Origin of the sequence: Streptomyces sp. MI02-7b (genome assembly GCF_033793585.1) — a bacterium.
Taxonomy (GTDB): Bacteria; Actinomycetota; Actinomycetes; order Streptomycetales; family Streptomycetaceae; genus Actinacidiphila.
Genome location: NZ_JARAWX010000022.1, coordinates 18,787 through 33,036, shown reverse-complemented (window position 1 = coordinate 33,036; position 14,250 = coordinate 18,787). Strand labels below are relative to the sequence as shown.

General features: G+C 70.4%; 13 protein-coding genes and 1 pseudogene. 5 read left to right on the top strand and 9 right to left on the bottom strand.

Annotated elements, in window-relative coordinates; genetic code table 11:
* Nucleotides 1-104: 104 nt before the first annotated feature.
* Nucleotides 105-1,148 (top strand): amidohydrolase family protein, encoded by a 1,044-nt coding sequence (locus PV364_RS30370; protein ID WP_319663657.1) that lies wholly within the window; start codon nucleotides 105-107, stop codon nucleotides 1,146-1,148.
* A 39-nt stretch (nucleotides 1,149-1,187) separates the two neighbouring features.
* Nucleotides 1,188-1,540: pseudogene (locus PV364_RS30365) on the top strand (helicase); the annotation flags it as partial.
* Nucleotides 1,541-1,718: 178 nt separating this feature from the next.
* Here the strand turns inward: PV364_RS30365 and PV364_RS30360 are convergent.
* From PV364_RS30360 to PV364_RS30335, 6 genes are all read right to left on the bottom strand, one after another.
* The gene (locus PV364_RS30360; protein WP_319663656.1) at nucleotides 1,719-2,030 is read right to left on the bottom strand and encodes an SCO5918 family protein; all 312 of its coding nucleotides are present in this window, start codon (nucleotides 2,028-2,030) and stop codon (nucleotides 1,719-1,721) included.
* A gap of 46 nt (nucleotides 2,031-2,076) precedes the next feature.
* A complete protein-coding gene (locus PV364_RS30355) occupies nucleotides 2,077-2,481 on the bottom strand; it encodes a CBS domain-containing protein (RefSeq protein ID WP_319663655.1) in 405 nt (134 codons plus the stop codon).
* Nucleotides 2,482-2,527: 46 nt separating this feature from the next.
* The gene (locus tag PV364_RS30350; protein ID WP_319663654.1) at nucleotides 2,528-4,042 is read right to left on the bottom strand and encodes a DEAD/DEAH box helicase; all 1,515 of its coding nucleotides are present in this window, start codon (nucleotides 4,040-4,042) and stop codon (nucleotides 2,528-2,530) included.
* A gap of 299 nt (nucleotides 4,043-4,341) precedes the next feature.
* Nucleotides 4,342-4,542, bottom strand: coding sequence for a cold-shock protein (locus PV364_RS30345; protein ID WP_319663652.1), 201 nt, complete (start codon nucleotides 4,540-4,542; stop codon nucleotides 4,342-4,344).
* Nucleotides 4,543-4,963: 421 nt separating this feature from the next.
* A complete protein-coding gene (gene trhA / locus PV364_RS30340; protein WP_319663651.1) occupies nucleotides 4,964-5,767 on the bottom strand; it encodes a PAQR family membrane homeostasis protein TrhA in 804 nt (267 codons plus the stop codon).
* A 62-nt stretch (nucleotides 5,768-5,829) separates the two neighbouring features.
* A complete protein-coding gene (locus tag PV364_RS30335; RefSeq protein ID WP_319663650.1) occupies nucleotides 5,830-6,162 on the bottom strand; it encodes a MerR family transcriptional regulator in 333 nt (110 codons plus the stop codon).
* Nucleotides 6,163-7,861: 1,699 nt separating this feature from the next.
* On the opposite strand from PV364_RS30335, the gene PV364_RS30330 reads away from it, so the two are divergent.
* Both PV364_RS30330 and PV364_RS30325 read left to right on the top strand, forming a co-directional pair.
* Nucleotides 7,862-8,638: a hypothetical protein gene (locus tag PV364_RS30330; protein WP_319663649.1), complete on the top strand. Its 777-nt coding sequence runs from the start codon at nucleotides 7,862-7,864 to the stop codon at nucleotides 8,636-8,638.
* Nucleotides 8,639-8,905: 267 nt separating this feature from the next.
* Nucleotides 8,906-9,541, top strand: coding sequence for a hypothetical protein (locus PV364_RS30325; protein WP_319663648.1), 636 nt, complete (start codon nucleotides 8,906-8,908; stop codon nucleotides 9,539-9,541).
* Between the two features lie 39 nt (nucleotides 9,542-9,580).
* Here PV364_RS30325 and PV364_RS30320 read toward each other — a convergent pair whose 3' ends face one another.
* Nucleotides 9,581-10,375: an MBL fold metallo-hydrolase gene (locus PV364_RS30320; protein WP_319663647.1), complete on the bottom strand. Its 795-nt coding sequence runs from the start codon at nucleotides 10,373-10,375 to the stop codon at nucleotides 9,581-9,583.
* A gap of 77 nt (nucleotides 10,376-10,452) precedes the next feature.
* On the opposite strand from PV364_RS30320, the gene PV364_RS30315 reads away from it, so the two are divergent.
* The gene (locus PV364_RS30315) at nucleotides 10,453-11,055 is read left to right on the top strand and encodes a CGNR zinc finger domain-containing protein (RefSeq protein ID WP_319663646.1); all 603 of its coding nucleotides are present in this window, start codon (nucleotides 10,453-10,455) and stop codon (nucleotides 11,053-11,055) included.
* A 698-nt stretch (nucleotides 11,056-11,753) separates the two neighbouring features.
* Here the strand turns inward: PV364_RS30315 and PV364_RS30310 are convergent.
* Together PV364_RS30310 and PV364_RS30305 are read right to left on the bottom strand one after the other, a co-directional pair.
* The gene (locus PV364_RS30310; protein WP_319663645.1) at nucleotides 11,754-13,187 is read right to left on the bottom strand and encodes an NAD(P)/FAD-dependent oxidoreductase; all 1,434 of its coding nucleotides are present in this window, start codon (nucleotides 13,185-13,187) and stop codon (nucleotides 11,754-11,756) included.
* Nucleotides 13,188-13,336: 149 nt separating this feature from the next.
* On the bottom strand, nucleotides 13,337-13,807 hold the full coding sequence (locus tag PV364_RS30305; protein ID WP_319663644.1) for a VOC family protein: 471 nt from the start codon (nucleotides 13,805-13,807) through the stop codon (nucleotides 13,337-13,339).
* Nucleotides 13,808-14,250: the final 443 nt, after the last annotated feature.

The window sequence follows — 14,250 nt, the reverse complement described above, 5'->3', positions numbered from 1 at the left end:
CCCTGTGCGGCGGCTTGATGCCGAGGTTCTCCTGCCGCGGTCCCCCAATAGGATCAGCGAGATCGACCGACGCGCAGGCGGATTCGTGGGGGAGGTCACTGGTGGTGCTTCAGGTACGTGGCGTCGTGTTGCCCGAACGGGAGGAACGATCCTTCTGGATCGACGGCGACCAGCTGAGGGCCGGGGCTGCCCCCGATGCCGACCTCGTCGTTGACGGCGGCTGGCTGCTGCCGGGCCTGGTCGATGCACATACCCATCCCGGTACCGAACACCTCGAGGCCCCGTTCAGCGATGCGACGCTTCGACGGCACCTGACCGATCACCGCGACGCCGGAGTGCTGCTGGTACGCACGCCCGGGTCCGCGGCCCGCATCCCCGACTGGGTGGGCGAAGACCCGGACATGCCCCGCGTCCGCTCGGCCGGACGCTGGCTGGCCACCCCGGGCCGTTTCTTTCCCGGCTTCGGAAGAGACGTGAGCGAGGCCGACCTGGTCCACGCAGCCGTGGAGGAGGCCACCGCGTCCTCGGGTTGGTGCAAGGTCATCGCGGACTGGAGGCACGACGAGCCCGCGCTGCCGCTGGACGTCCTCGCTGCTGTCGTCCAGGCCGTGCACGCGATCGGCGGCCGGGTGGCCGCACACTGCCAGACCAGCGAGGGCAGTCGCAACGCCGTCCTGGCCGGAGTCGACACCCTGGAGCACGGCATGCACCTGGACCCGAGCCTGATCGATCGGATGGTGGACCACGGCACCGCGTTCGTCCCCACGCTCAGCGTCCTCGGCTCCGGAGCCGACCGACGGCGGGCCGCCGAACCGAGCGCCCGCCGGGACTGGTGGCTGGCCGGATGGGACACCATGCTGCCCAATGTGAGGGCCGCACACGAGGCCGGTGTCACCATCCTGGCCGGCACCGACAGCTTCCCGTGCGGCACCGTCACCTCGGAAATCGCATGGCTGGTCCGTGCGGGCATGTCGCCCGAGGCGGCGCTGGGCGCGGCCTCGTGGTCGGCCCGCGCCTACCTCGGCCTGCCCGGCCTGGTCGACGGAGCCCCCGCCGATCTCGTCGCCTACGACACCGACCCCACACTCGACGCCTCCGCTCTGGCCCACCCCAGCCGCATCATTCTCCGAGGCCGGGTCATGGCCTGAACGCCGGACGTCGGTCCACAACTCTTGACCATGACTCCACTCCAGCGGTTCGCAAACGGCATCGAAGCCCAGTGCAGACGGGTCCACCGGGCCTCCTCGCCGGCGTGCGAGTCCTCGGGGAGGGCGTCGACATCACCGGCGAGCGGGGAGTCGAAGCCATCTGCTTCGCCGACACCCGCGGCTCCTGGTCGAGATCGTCCAGAACATCGGCAGAGCCCACGCCCCAACCCCGGCGGCACGAACCGAGGTTGCCCGCATCATCGTGCCCGTTCCTCGAACCGGGAGAGGGCCCGGACAACGTGATCGCCTCCGACTCGTACCGCCCCTGGTCGCCGTCCTGCAAGGCCGGCCTGCGCTCACACGGCGAACACCTCGTCGAACAACTCGCCAACGTGCCCTGAAGCGGACCGCGCACCATCCACGTCCACTGATGGCGCTCTTTGACGGGGAGCCCCGGGCCTCGTCCCTGTATGCCGCCGTGAACGGCCTGCTGACACCAGGCAGCCAACCCGCCCGGCTATTGCCACGAGGCGGCACACGGTGAACAGCCCGCTCGCACCTGCCCGTCGATCAGACGGCGGCAGGGGCGCCGAGCATCGCGGAAGCCTGCTGGAGCGGGCTGAGGGCACGCGTGGGTGCGGCCGTCCGGGGAAGGCCGCGGCAGGTGAAGCCGAGCTGGGTCATGGCCCGGAGGACTTCGCCGGCGCTGAAATCGCGGCGGTCTTGGCGTGTGATGACCTGGCCGACCTGTTTGACGGGGTAGCTGCGGCGGCCGATGATCACGGACTCGCCGGTGACCGGCTCGGGCTTGACGCCCGTCATGGATTGCAGGACGCCGCTTTTGGTGAGGTCGAACGGGAAGCGGGCGATGACACAGCGCATGATGCCTCACAGGGAGAAGGAGGGGATGGTTCTGCGGTGAGGCGGTTCAGCGGGCAAGGGCGAGGACGCCGAGAGCGCTACCTTGTTCGTCGACGACAGGCAGGGCATCGACCCGGCGGTAGCGCATGGCGTGCTCGGCTTCGGCCATCGTGGTCACAGGCGAGGTGAACGGCCCGCGGTCGCCGAGGATGTCGCGCAGCTGGACCCGGTCGGTGTAGACGGAGCTGTCATGGACGGCGGTGAGCTGGGCCTGGGTGACCAGGCCGGTGCACAGGCCGTCGTTGTCGCAGATGAGCAGGTGCCCGACGCGGGCACTGGCCATGACGGACAGGGCCACTTCGACGGTCATGTCGTCACAGACCTGCGGACCGGCGGTGTCCATGGCGTCGGCCACCGTCTTGTGCACGGGGGTGGCACTCGCCGAGCGGGGTTGCATCTGAACCAGCGTCAAAAGGTGCCTCCTGCAGAGATAGGCCGGCTTCCTGAGCATGTGGTGTTCAGGCCGCCGCGTCGAAGGCGGACTGCCGCACGCTCACGCGCCGGGCACCCGAAGCGGGACCGCGTCGACTGCGGGAGGCCGCGCTGCGCTTGCGTCGCTCGGGCGCCGGCGCGGTGATGGTGACGGGGATGCCGGAGGGGGTCTGGGCGCCGGTGATCCGGTTGAGGGCTTCATCGCCGGAGCGGACCTGGGTGGTCTGGGGCACGATGCCGGCGGCGGTCATGAGGCGGGTCATGTCGCGGCGCTGGTTGGGGGTGACCAGGGTGACGACGCTGCCGGACTCGCCCGCGCGGGCCGTGCGGCCGCCGCGGTGCAGGTAGTCCTTGTGGTCGGTCGGCGGATCCACGTTGACGACGAGGTCGAGGTTGTCGACGTGGATGCCGCGTGCCGCGACGTTCGTGGCGACCAGCACGGTGACGTGCCCGGTCTTGAACTGGGCGAGGGTGCGGGTGCGCTGCGGCTGGGACTTCCCGCCGTGCAGGGCGGCCGCCCGTACACCGTTGTTGAGGAGGTCCTGGGTGAGCCGGTCCACGGCGTACTTGGTGTCCAGGAACATGATCACGCGGCCCTCGCGCGCCGCGATCTGCGTCGTCGTCCGGTGCTTGTCGGTGCCGTGCACGTGCAGGACGTGGTGTTCCATCGTGGTGACCGCGCCCGCGGACGGGTCGACGGAGTGGACGACGGGGTCGGTGAGGTAGCGGCGGACCAGGAGATCGACGTTGCGGTCCAAGGTCGCGGAGAACAGCATGCGCTGGCCCTCGGGGCGTACCTGGTCCAGGAGTGCGGTGACCTGCGGCATGAAGCCCATGTCGGCCATCTGGTCGGCCTCGTCGAGGACGGTGATCGCGACCTGGTTCAGCCGGCAGTCGCCGCGGTCGATGAGGTCCTTGAGGCGTCCGGGGGTGGCCACGACGACTTCGGTGCCACCCCGCAGCGCAGCCGCCTGCTTGCCGATCGACATCCCACCGACGACGGTGGCCAGGCGCAGCTTCACCGAGCGGGCGTAGGGGGTGAGTGCATCGGTCACCTGCTGGGCCAGTTCCCGGGTGGGGACCAGGATCAGGGCAAGCGGCTGGCGGGGTTCGGCACGCCGGCCGGCGGTGCGGGCCAGTAGGGCCAGGCCGAAGGCCAGCGTCTTACCGGAGCCGGTGCGCCCGCGGCCCAGGACGTCGCGGCCCGCGAGGGTGTTCGGCAGGGTCGCGCCCTGAATCGGGAACGGCACCGAAACGCCCTGCGCGGTGAGCGCGGCCAGCAACTCCCTGGGCATGTCGAGGTCGGCGAACGCCTCGACGGCAGGCAGCGCGGGAGTGATCGTTTTCGGCAGGGCGAACTCTCCCGAAACCGCGCCGGGCCGGCGGCCGTAACCACCCGAGCGGCTCGGACCACCGGAACGGCTCGGGGCGGACGAAGCGAAGCGGCGGCCACGAACCGAACCGGCGGCGGAGCCGGAAGGGGGGCCGTCGGTGCGGAGGCGGGTGCGGGAGGAGCGGTCGTTCGTACGTGTGGGGTTCATTCAGAACCTTCCTTGATACGGCACGTATCAAGGAATTCCTGCAGCGGAAGAACAGCGCGAGGAATCACAAGAACGGGCCGAATGGGATGCGAAAGCGAATCTTGCCTGCTAAATCCGGAGCGGGGTGCAGGTGATGAAATCGGTGGCGTCGACGTGGACGTGAATCGTGGACGTCGACGGGTGCAGCTCCGAAGAGGCGCGCGCCGGCGGGCGGGGGTTGTCCCGCAGGTGACACCGCTGCGGGATTCCCGCAACTGGTGCCGCACGTTCGGGCACCAGCTGCCAAGTGGGCGCCAGTGTCAGGCGGGAACGATGTTCTCGGCCGTCGGTCCCTTTTGGCTCTGCGCGATGTCGAAGGTGACCTTCTGGCCTTCGAGCAGCTCACCAAGGCCCGTGGCGATGTTCGAGAAGTGGGCGAACACGTCAGCGCCGCCACCGTCCTGCTCGATGAAGCCGAAACCCTTGGCCGTGTTGAACCACTTCACAGTGCCAGTCGCCATGTCACATCTCCTTTGGGGCAGTACACCAGCATCCGCCCTGTACGGACACCGGGTCGCCGCAATGACGCCCCGCCCGGAAAATGACCGGATATATAAAAACGCTTCCAGTGGCTGAAAATACTCACGGAGGCGCTTGAAGTTTTGGGAACCGCGACTGCAACTGAGGTCGACAGTAGCATGCCGTGTCGGCCCGCGTACGTTGCATGACTTCACTCTGTTCATTGCGGGAAAAACTCTTCCGGCGCCGCGCGCCAAATCCTCGCCTCGCGGTCATAGATTCTGGCCTGCCGGGAGCGCAGAGTTGAGGAAAATGGTTGCCGTTCGCCTCGAAGGGTCTTTGCCTGCCGTGCCCCCGATCAACCCCCGACCCCGGGTGGCTGAGCACGGCAGGAGGGGTTGGGGCTCGGCCTCGCCGAGGCAGTCATGCGACTGCCAGGACGATGGCCGTGTAGTGCGCGGTGAAGGCGGCGATGGTGAGGGCGTGGAAGACCTCGTGGAAGCCGAACCAGGCCGGTGAGGGGTCGGGGCGCTTGAGTCCGTACACGACGGCGCCCGCGGTGTAGAGCAGACCACCGGCAATGACGAGCACGACCACCGCGGTGCCGCCGGTGCGCGCGAAGTCGGACAGGTAGAAGACGGCCACCCAGCCCAGGACGAGGTAGCACGGGGTGTACAGCCACCGGGGAGCCCCGATCCACAGCACGCGGAAGGCGATGCCGGCCAGGGCGCCTGCCCACACCGCGGTCAGCAGCACCAGCTGCTGGCCCGCGGGCAGCAGCAGGACCGCCAGTGGGCTGTACGTGCCGGCGATGATCAGGAAGATGTTCGCGTGGTCCAGCCGCCGCAGGACCGCCTCGCCGCGCGGACCCCAGTTCCCGCGGTGGTAGACCGCGCTGGTACCGAACAGCAGGCAGGCCGACAGCGCGTACACCGAGCAGGCCGCCACTGCCGCGGCCGAGCGCGAAACAGCGATCAGGACGATGCCGCCGACCAGAGCGAGGGGGAACACGCCGGCGTGGAGCCAGCCACGCATCCTCGGCTTCAGCGCAGCCGCGGCGCGCTCCATCCCGCCTTCCGGGCCGGCGGCTCTCTGCCCGGCAGTCAGCCGGCCGGGGGCGCCGACAGGCGCATCAACTGCGCGAGTACGCAGGGAGTCGGGCGTGGTGCCGGGGCGAGGCTGGGACTCCCGCCCGCGTGCCGGCGGCTGGGTCTCTTCGGCGATCATGTGCTCGTCTTCTGAGTGGGCGGAGGAATGCGCGGCCCGGCACGTCGCCCCGGACTGCGGGGTCAGGTGTCGGCCGCGTGCCGGGATGCGGCGCGGCGGTATTCGGCGTTGATGCGCTGGGCTTCTTCGAGCTGGTCTTCGAGGATGATGATGCGGCAGGCGGCCTCGATGGGGGTCCCGTGGTCGACGAGTTCCCGGGCGCGGGCGGCGATGCGCAACTGGTAGCGGGAGTAGCGGCGATGTCCGCCCTCGGAGCGGAGCGGGGTGATCAGGCGGGCTTCGCCGATGGCACGGAGGAAGCCCTGGGTGGTGCCGAGCATCTCGGCAGCCCGTCCCATGGTGAATGCGGGGTAGTCGTCGTCGTCGAGACGGCCGAACGAGTCGTCTGCTGTCATTGCACCTCTCTGTGAAACCGCGCTGAGGGGCCCTGGTGCCGTGCTGGCACCAGGGCCCCGAAGGAACTGCTACACCATCTGCCGGCCCTGGAAGTACGCCGGCCTACTGTTTCCGCCCACCCGACCGACATGCTGCCGGGGGTGCGGGGATCGCGGATGCGTGACCGGAGACCACCTCACTGTCGATGTCCTGCGGTACCCGGGCTCACGACCTCCGCCCGGGCGATCCTGATGGCGCTCTGCTCCTCCATTCTTCCCTCTGGGATCAATCACTTACCTACTGCGGGTACTGCTCTCCTGCGTACTGCTGGTGATGCGAACTGCTCCGTGGCCTGCGTAGCGCCACTGTCCGGCAGCCGGCCCCTTCGCCCGTCCTGCGTCTGCTCCGGCTTGGAACCCCACTGCCGAACCTCCCGGTGCGCGCGTCCGCAGCCGACGCCTTCACCGAAGTACTGCTCACGGTGGCCCCTGATCACTGCGGGCCACCCGGTCCGGTCGTCAGTCCCGTCGCCGTCCTGCAACCGCTCTGGCTCCGGAACTCCACCACCGCACCGACCTGCGCACTTCAACTGGCTGTACTGCGGTACTACTGCCCGGCAGGTCGTCTCTGCCAGGCCCTGCATCTCTCTGGCTACGAGAGAAACCATAACCATGTCACCGCCGAATGTCTACTTCGGCCAACATAGATTTTTGGATGCTGGACGGTGAGGTAATCGACCTCGGCAGCGACGTGGACAGGCAGGCGGGCGCACTGACAACCACCTCCCACGAACGCCTGACCCCCGAAGGGGCCGGCGAACCGCCCGGTGAGCAGCAGGTGTGGGGTGGGCGTCCCTTCCAAGACCTGAACAGCAGTCGCGGCGGACTCGTGCGGACCCCGACCAGTGAACGGTCGTTTTCGGTCCTAGGCGCGGCCCAGGACTTCCTCGCGGGCCACCACCCGTGCTCTTCGCGGTCGTTGAGGGGGTATTGGAGGACACCGCAGCCCTTCCCCCACTCCGCACCGCCGGCCACGCTCGTCAGCCCGGCGGATACCAGGCCAGCGCGGACCCGCCGATCTACCGCGCCGTCCTGCGCCAATGGATCGAGGAAGGCAAGGAAGTACCACGCCCCTTCGCAGCCATCCCAGCCGCTCGAGCCCCCCGCGACACGGCGCCCCCGGGCCAATGGATCCGCCTCGGCCGCTGACGGCAGTTCACCGATCACTTTCCGTGGCACCGGATGGAACAGCACCCACGGCGCCTACGTAGGTCAAAACGCATATACCGACGCCATCCACGATGAGCCCAGCCCACGCGTCGCCTGCTCAGCGGGCCCTCCCCGGCCTGCCGGCCTGAGGGGCGACCGCAAGGTGAACTTGATCCGTTGACGAACATCTGTGGCGGCCAACGCAAGTCGGGCCCCAGCCGGCGCCACCGGCACCCCGGCGGCGACCCCGTCGTCAGACCACCCACCCTGCCCGACCCGGCCCCGTTCCAGGGCGCGGGACCCGGCTCCGGGGGCGGCCCCCGTTTCATCGCACGGGCATCGCGTCCGGCTCCTCCGCCCAGCCGGGCGCAGCGCGCCCACCCTATGGATTAGCCCAACAGGCACCGTCACTGAGTGGCATGTACCGTAACTGTGCGTGTCCGTCAGAGTGCTATGCACCTGGCATGTGCCAAGGGCTCGTGACCGTCCTTCACCCAGGAAAGGAACACCAGTGAACACTCGATTTGGCGTGCGCCGAGGCAAGGCGCTCGCGGCCATAGCACTGGCCGCGATAGCGGCGTCGATGGTCCCGGGAGCGATAACTGCCGTCGCGGACGAGAAGAGCCTCCTGTCGGACCACTGGGGGGTGATCACCCGTAACACGATCGGCTCCCCCGTCGCCGAACTGAGGAACGGGCCGTTCGGCTCCTTCGGCGTAACGGGATCCGCCGCCCGGCCGCCCTACGGCACAGGCAGCCTGGGCATCGAGGTCGCGAACAACGCCACCACGCTGGCTCCCCCCAGCGAGAAGGTCGACTTCGGCAACGAGGTCGACTTCTACGGCAACCCGGTCCTGGGCCTGAACAAGGTCGGCTTCCACGTCTTCCAGACCGGCGAGAACGTCAACTACGGCGGCCCGACCAACATGCCGAACATCAGGATCGAGATCGATCCGAACATGACCGCCGGCGACAACTACTCCACCCTGGTGTGGACCCCGCCCGCAGTCACGACGGTGGACCGCTGGAGCCCGTACATCGACGCCACCACGAGCGGCACCTGGTTCCTGTCCGGCAACGAGACCTCCTGCACCCAGGCCACCCCGTGCACGTTCACCCAGCTGAAGGCCTCCTTCACCGGCGGCGTCGGCCAGCCGACCATCCTCAGCGTCGCGGTCGGAAAGGGCCGCGACAACATGTGGATCGGCGCCGTCGACGGCCTGCGCATCAACCGCACCATCTACGACTTCGAAGCCGACGGCGTCAAAACCCGCCTGCAGCCCTTCTGACACACCGGCACGCCGAGCATCGAAGGATGCGTGACATCGGCCGCAGGCGGTCGTCGAACCCAGCGAACGCGAAGTGCACGGCCAGGCCCCCGGAACTTTCTCCCCGTGGTTCCGGGGGCCTCGTGCCGTCCGGAAGCCCCCGGGCCGCCCTCGCGGCCGCTCATCAGGCCCGCACCCCGGCTTCCCGCCGGGCCGCGCCAGCCGGCTCTCGCCGGACACCCGGGGGGGGTCCCTGCGTGGCACTGCGGCCGAGGCGAGAATGACGCGGTGTTGATCGTGGATGCCGTCCTGGAAACTCCGGACACCGTTGGCTTCTCCTTCTGGCCGGTGGCCGACCTGCCTCCGTACCAGTTCATGGCCCTGTCGGGCAGGATGTCCCCGCTCGAAGTCGGCAGCGCGCTGGCCGTGCTGGCCGACTACAACTCGCGGACGAGCGACGAAGATCGCCCCTTGACGGACGCCGGCGAGGCGATTCGCCGCCTGCTGGAGACAGACAAGGTGATCGCGCCGGGAGGGCTGCGCGTCCACGACACCCGGACCGACGTCACCGTCCGGCCGGGATGTTGCTGCGGCCTGGAGGACTGGCGCGAGTGGCTCGGCGTCGCAGACGGACAGACCCTGTGGCTCGGGCACGACCCCTCACCACGGCTTGAGCATGCCGCCGGGGTCGTACGGCTGTGGCCGGACGGAGCAGGTGCCCGGCAAGCTCCTTCCGGGCCGCCCATCGAGATCCTGACAGGTGACCTGCCGGGGATCCTGCACACCGTGCAGGAGGGCCTGCGGGGCTTTCTCTGCCTCACCGAGCAGTGGGCCACTCGCCATGTTCCGGCTCTCGCCCCGGCCCTGGCAGCCAGACTCGACGACGATCTGGCCATCAGCGCACCACTGCGACACGCGACGTGAAGAACGGGCGGCGGGTGTCGACGAGTTCGGGCGCCGGGGTCAGTCCCGCCGGCCCCAGTCCAAGTGGTCGGCCAGGCCGGCGGCGGTGAAGGCGGCTGCCAGTTCGTCGCGGCCTTCGGTGAAGTGGGCCCAGCTGTCGTAGTGGACGGGGACCACGCGGCGGGCGGCGAGGAGTCCGGCGGCCTCGGCGGCCTGGGCGCTGTTCAGGACGATCAGCTGGTTGTCGAAGAGTTCGGGGAAGCGGGGGGCGCCGGCGAACAGCAGGGCGGTGTCGACGGGGGCGAAGCGCTCGGCGATCTCCTTGACCGCGTCGAGGGACGCGTTGTCGCCGCTGACGTAGACGGTCGGCAGGTCCTGTGCGGCCAGGACGAAGCCGACGACCTGGCCGGTGATCGGCTCCACCTTCTCGCGCGAGCCTGGGCCGTGGACGGCGGGGACGCCGGTCACGGTGACCGTGCCGCCGTCGGGGCGGTTCAGCTCGACACCTTCCCAGTCGGCCAGGCCCTTGGCCCGCTCCCCCAGGCGCTGTGCGCCACCGGGGGTGGTGAGGGTGAGCGGGACGTCGGCGAGCAGGGCGCGGCCCGAGGTGTCGAGGTTGTCGGGGTGTTCGTCGTGCGAGAGCAGGACCACGTCGATGGCGCCGAGGTCGGTGGGGGCCGCGCCGGAGGCGGCGGTCTTGGTCAGGGACCGGCCGTCGCCGCGGGGGTAGTCGCCCGGGGAGTCGAAGGTGGGGTCGGTGAGGAAGCGCAGGCCGCCGTACTCGAAGAGGGCGGTCGGGCCGCCGAGGACGCGGACGGGAAACGGGTGGGTCGCCGCGGGAAGGGAAGAGGACATGGAGCACCTCACGGATGAGCAGTGTTTAACCGTGATACGACCGTAGCCGCCTCTCACGGATGCAAGCAAGCCGTACCATGAGGAACGTGGAGGAGCCCTTGATCGCACAACCCGGCCTGCCGCCCGCGCACGGCGAGGCGGAGCATCTGGCTCTCGCCCTGGCCAACAGCGCGATCGCGCTGGCGGGCGGGCACACGGTCGATCTGCTGGGTTCTCCCGCGCAGGCGAACCACTGGCTGGCGGAACGCGGTCTGGCACCGCTCGACGCCGGCATGCGGGAGATGTGCGCGACGCAACTGCGCGCACTGCGCGAACAGATCAGGTCGCTGTTCGCCTCCCGAGCCGAAGGCCTGCCCGCCCTCCCCGCCGCGATCGGGGCCGTCAACGACGCCATGACCCGCCTGCCCACCGCGGCGTTGCTGCAGTGGGACGAGGTGACCGGTCCCTACCGCGCCACCCCCCACCCCACCACCGCGATCGTGGACCACGCCCTGGCCGTCCTCGCCGCCGACGCCGCCGACCTGCTCACCGGCCCCGACGCGGACCGCCTCACCGCCTGCGGCTCCGCCCCCTGCAACCGCTTCCTGCTCCGCCACGGCCGCCGCCACTGGTGTTCCACCCGCTGCGGCGACCGCGCCCGCGCCGCCCGCGCCTACGCCCGCCGCACCGCCTCCCCCTGACGCCCCGCCCCCCGGCAACCATCAGACCCGGGGGGCCGACGACGCCGGGCAAGGCCCGGCCGGAGGTGACGCCGAAGGCGCCGAAAGCGGCGACGGCCGGTTCGGAGCCTTTGCCGGCGACTGCTGCTCGTCGGCCATTTCCGGCAGGCCCAGGTCGTTCATTCTCATGGCGCGGGCCTCGGCCCAGGCGCCGTCGACCGGCGCGCCGCGTCGGGCGCGCCGTTCCGAGGGGCTTGTTGCCTTCCGCCGGGCCAGGCGCAGGGCGTCCTGCCGGGTGATTCCGCCGTCGATCAGGTAGTAGTGCCTGGTCAGGTTCCCCGCAGTGGAACGAAAACGCAGTCCGACAAGCCAGTGGACGTCCGTCTGCCGGTGGCCCGGCGGCCTGTCGGCGGCGGGTGCTCCCGCGGGGACGGGTGCGGTGGGCCCGCGCCCCGGTGCGCCCGGGCGGTCGCAGAGGTGGAGCGCCCGGTTCGTCGGGGCAGGCCGGTTCGTCGGGGCAGGCAGTACGTGCATGGTGCGCGCCTTTCTCGTTCGGCGGTCGGCGAGGCCCGAAAAGTCCCGGGCTCCGCCCGAAAGCGGCCGCCAGGTACGGGGCACCGGCAGTGCCGGGCTGTTTCTCGCAAGGCTGTGAGCCGTTCGTGTTCGCCGGTGGGGTGCCACGGCCGAGGCCGGGTTGCACCGGACGCCGGCCGGCATGCTCAGCCGCGGTAGGTCTCCAGCAGCCGCAGCCAGACTTCGCCGAGGGTGGGGAAGGCGGGGACGGCGTGCCAGAGCCGGTCGAGGGGTACCTCGCCGGCGACCGCGATGGTGGCCGAGTGCACCAGTTCCCCGACGCCGGGGCCGGCGAAGGTGACGCCCACCACGGTGCCGCGGTCGGTGTCGACAAGCATGCGGGCCCGGCCGCGGTACTCCTCGCCGTACTGGTGGGCACCGGCGACGCGGGCGAGGTCGTAGTCGACGACCTCGACGCTGCGCCCGCTCCGCTCGGCCTCGCGGCTGGTCAGGCCGACGGAGGCGACCTCGGGGGTGGTGAAGACGACCTGCGGGACGGCCGCGTGGTCGGCGGTGGCGACATGCGCGCCCCAAGGGGCGTCGTCGACCGGCTCGCCCTTGGCGCGGGCGCCGATGACGGCGCCGGCGATCCGGGCCTGGTACTTGCCCTGATGCGTCATCAGGGCGCGGCGGTTGACGTCGCCGACGGCGTAGAGCCAGCCGCCGTCCACGCCGGTGACCCGGAAGGTGTCGTCCACGGTCAGCCAGTCGCCGGGGGTGAGACCGACGGTCTCCAGGCCGATATCCCGGGTCCGGGGGGCCCGGCCGGTCGCCAGCAGGACCTCGTCCGCGGCCAGTTGCCCGCCGTCGCGGAGCGTGATCCGCACCTCGCCGTCCTCCCGGGCCAGGGAGGTGACGGTGGTGTTGAAACGGATGTCGACGCCGGATTCGCGCAGCCCGTCGGTGACCAGCTCGCCGGCGAACGGCTCCATCCGCTCCAGGAGTCCGTCGGCGAGGACGAGCATGGTGACCTGGGAGCCGAGGGCCTGCCAGGCGGTGGCCATCTCGACGGCGACCACACCGCCTCCGACGACGGCGAGGCGGCCGGGCACCTTGTCGGCGCTGGTGGCCTCGCGGCTGGTCCACGGCCGGACGGTGTCGAGTCCGGGGATCGGGGGCAGGGCGGCGCGGGTGCCGGTGGAGACAGCGACCGCGTGCCGGGCGGTCAGGGCGACCGTGTCGCCCTCAGGGGTCTGCACCGCGACCTGCTTGGGGCCGGTGAGGCGGCCGTGGCCGCGCACGAGGTCGACGCGGACCGAGGTCAGCCAGTCGACCTGGTCCTCGTCCTTCCAGTACGAGGACATCTTGTCGCGGTGCGCGAGGACCGCCTCGACGTCCAGCGGGCCGGCCACCGCCGGGTCGAGTCCGGGTACGCGGCTCGCGTCGGCACGTGCCACCACGGGCCGCAGCAGCGCCTTGCTCGGGTCGCAGGCCCAGAACGAGCACTCGCCGCCGAGGAGTTCGCGTTCCACGATCACGGCGCTGAGCCCTGCGGCGCGGGCGCGTTCGGCCACGTTCTCGCCGACCGGCCCCCCGCCGATGACGATCACGTCGTAGGTGCGGCTGGTCTCGTTCCTCACTGCGGTGTTCCTCACTGTTCGGGTTCTCCTTGGCTTCGGTGACTCGGGCGGGCCTGCCGGACGGCGCCGTGGCGCCCGCGCAGGCCGGCGCCGTCCTCCGGGCCGTGTCCGTTGCGATGCAAGCCCCTGGACGGTGGTTTGCGGACCGGTCAGCGGCCGGGGAGGCGCTGCGAGACCTCCTGGAGCACCCAGCCGTTGCCGTCCGGGTCGCTGAAGGTGAGGAAGGAGCCGTAGGAGGCGCGCTCGGGGTGCAGGCCGGCCAGCCGCTCCTGGCCGAGGCCGCTGTGGGTGACGTCCCCGCCCGCGTGGCCGTGGAAGAGGCCGCCTGCGTCGTGGAAGATCTCGCCGACCTCGATGCCGCGGCCGACGAGCTCCGCGCGGGCCTCCTCGATGTCGGAGACGATGAGATACAGGCCTTGGACCGAGCCGGGTGCGACGGACGTCAGCCCCTCGCCGAAAATGATCGAGCATTCCGAGCCGGACGGCGTGAAATGCACGATCCGCGCGCCCTCGTCGGCCGTGTAGTCGACGTCCAGACGGAATCCGGCCTTCTCGTAGAAGGCCTTGGCCCGGTCGGTGTCGGACACGGGCAGCACGATCATTTCGAGCTTCAGGTTCATGGGGGGAAGTCCTTGTTCCTTGATGTCGGCTTGCAATTCCAGAGAACCAGCCGAAAAGGCGCCGCGGAGGGGTCCGGCAGGCCCGCCTCGGCCCGGGCCTGCCGGTCCGGGTACTGGCAGGCCCCCCCAGCCCCATCACCGGGCAGTGCGCGGTGGGCGGCTTCGGGACAAGGCAGTTCGACCTCGCCGGCACGGACACCGGCGAGGACACGTGCCCGGCACGGGCGCCTGCCCCCGGAACACGTACTTCCCCGACGGCCACTTTTGCGACCACCCCCGGCGAACGCATTTACCGAAAACGACCGCCCGTCGTTTTCCGCCGCCCGTCGGGCAAAAAAGTCGCGCGCCCCATTTCCCTTTTCCCGGGCGCCACCGCTGGCCTGTTTCCCGGTGACGGGGCGCTTGTGCGGCACGTATCATTCCCTTGCACGTATTGCCGGGGC

Excerpts from the sequence above, each read along its gene's own strand:
- PV364_RS30360 (WP_319663656.1), bottom strand. The coding sequence starts at position 2,030 with ATGCGCTGTGTCATCGCCCGCTTCCCGTTCGACCTCACCAAAAGCGGC.
- PV364_RS30350 (WP_319663654.1), bottom strand. The coding sequence starts at position 4,042 with ATGAACCCCACACGTACGAACGACCGCTCCTCCCGCACCCGCCTCCGC.
- PV364_RS30345 (WP_319663652.1), bottom strand. The coding sequence starts at position 4,542 with ATGGCGACTGGCACTGTGAAGTGGTTCAACACGGCCAAGGGTTTCGGC.
- trhA (WP_319663651.1), bottom strand. The coding sequence starts at position 5,767 with ATGATCGCCGAAGAGACCCAGCCGCCGGCACGCGGGCGGGAGTCCCAG.
- PV364_RS30335 (WP_319663650.1), bottom strand. The coding sequence starts at position 6,162 with ATGACAGCAGACGACTCGTTCGGCCGTCTCGACGACGACGACTACCCC.
- PV364_RS30320 (WP_319663647.1), bottom strand. The coding sequence starts at position 10,375 with ATGTCCTCTTCCCTTCCCGCGGCGACCCACCCGTTTCCCGTCCGCGTC.
- PV364_RS30315 (WP_319663646.1), top strand. The coding sequence starts at position 10,453 with ATGAGGAACGTGGAGGAGCCCTTGATCGCACAACCCGGCCTGCCGCCC.
- PV364_RS30305 (WP_319663644.1), bottom strand. The coding sequence starts at position 13,807 with ATGAACCTGAAGCTCGAAATGATCGTGCTGCCCGTGTCCGACACCGAC.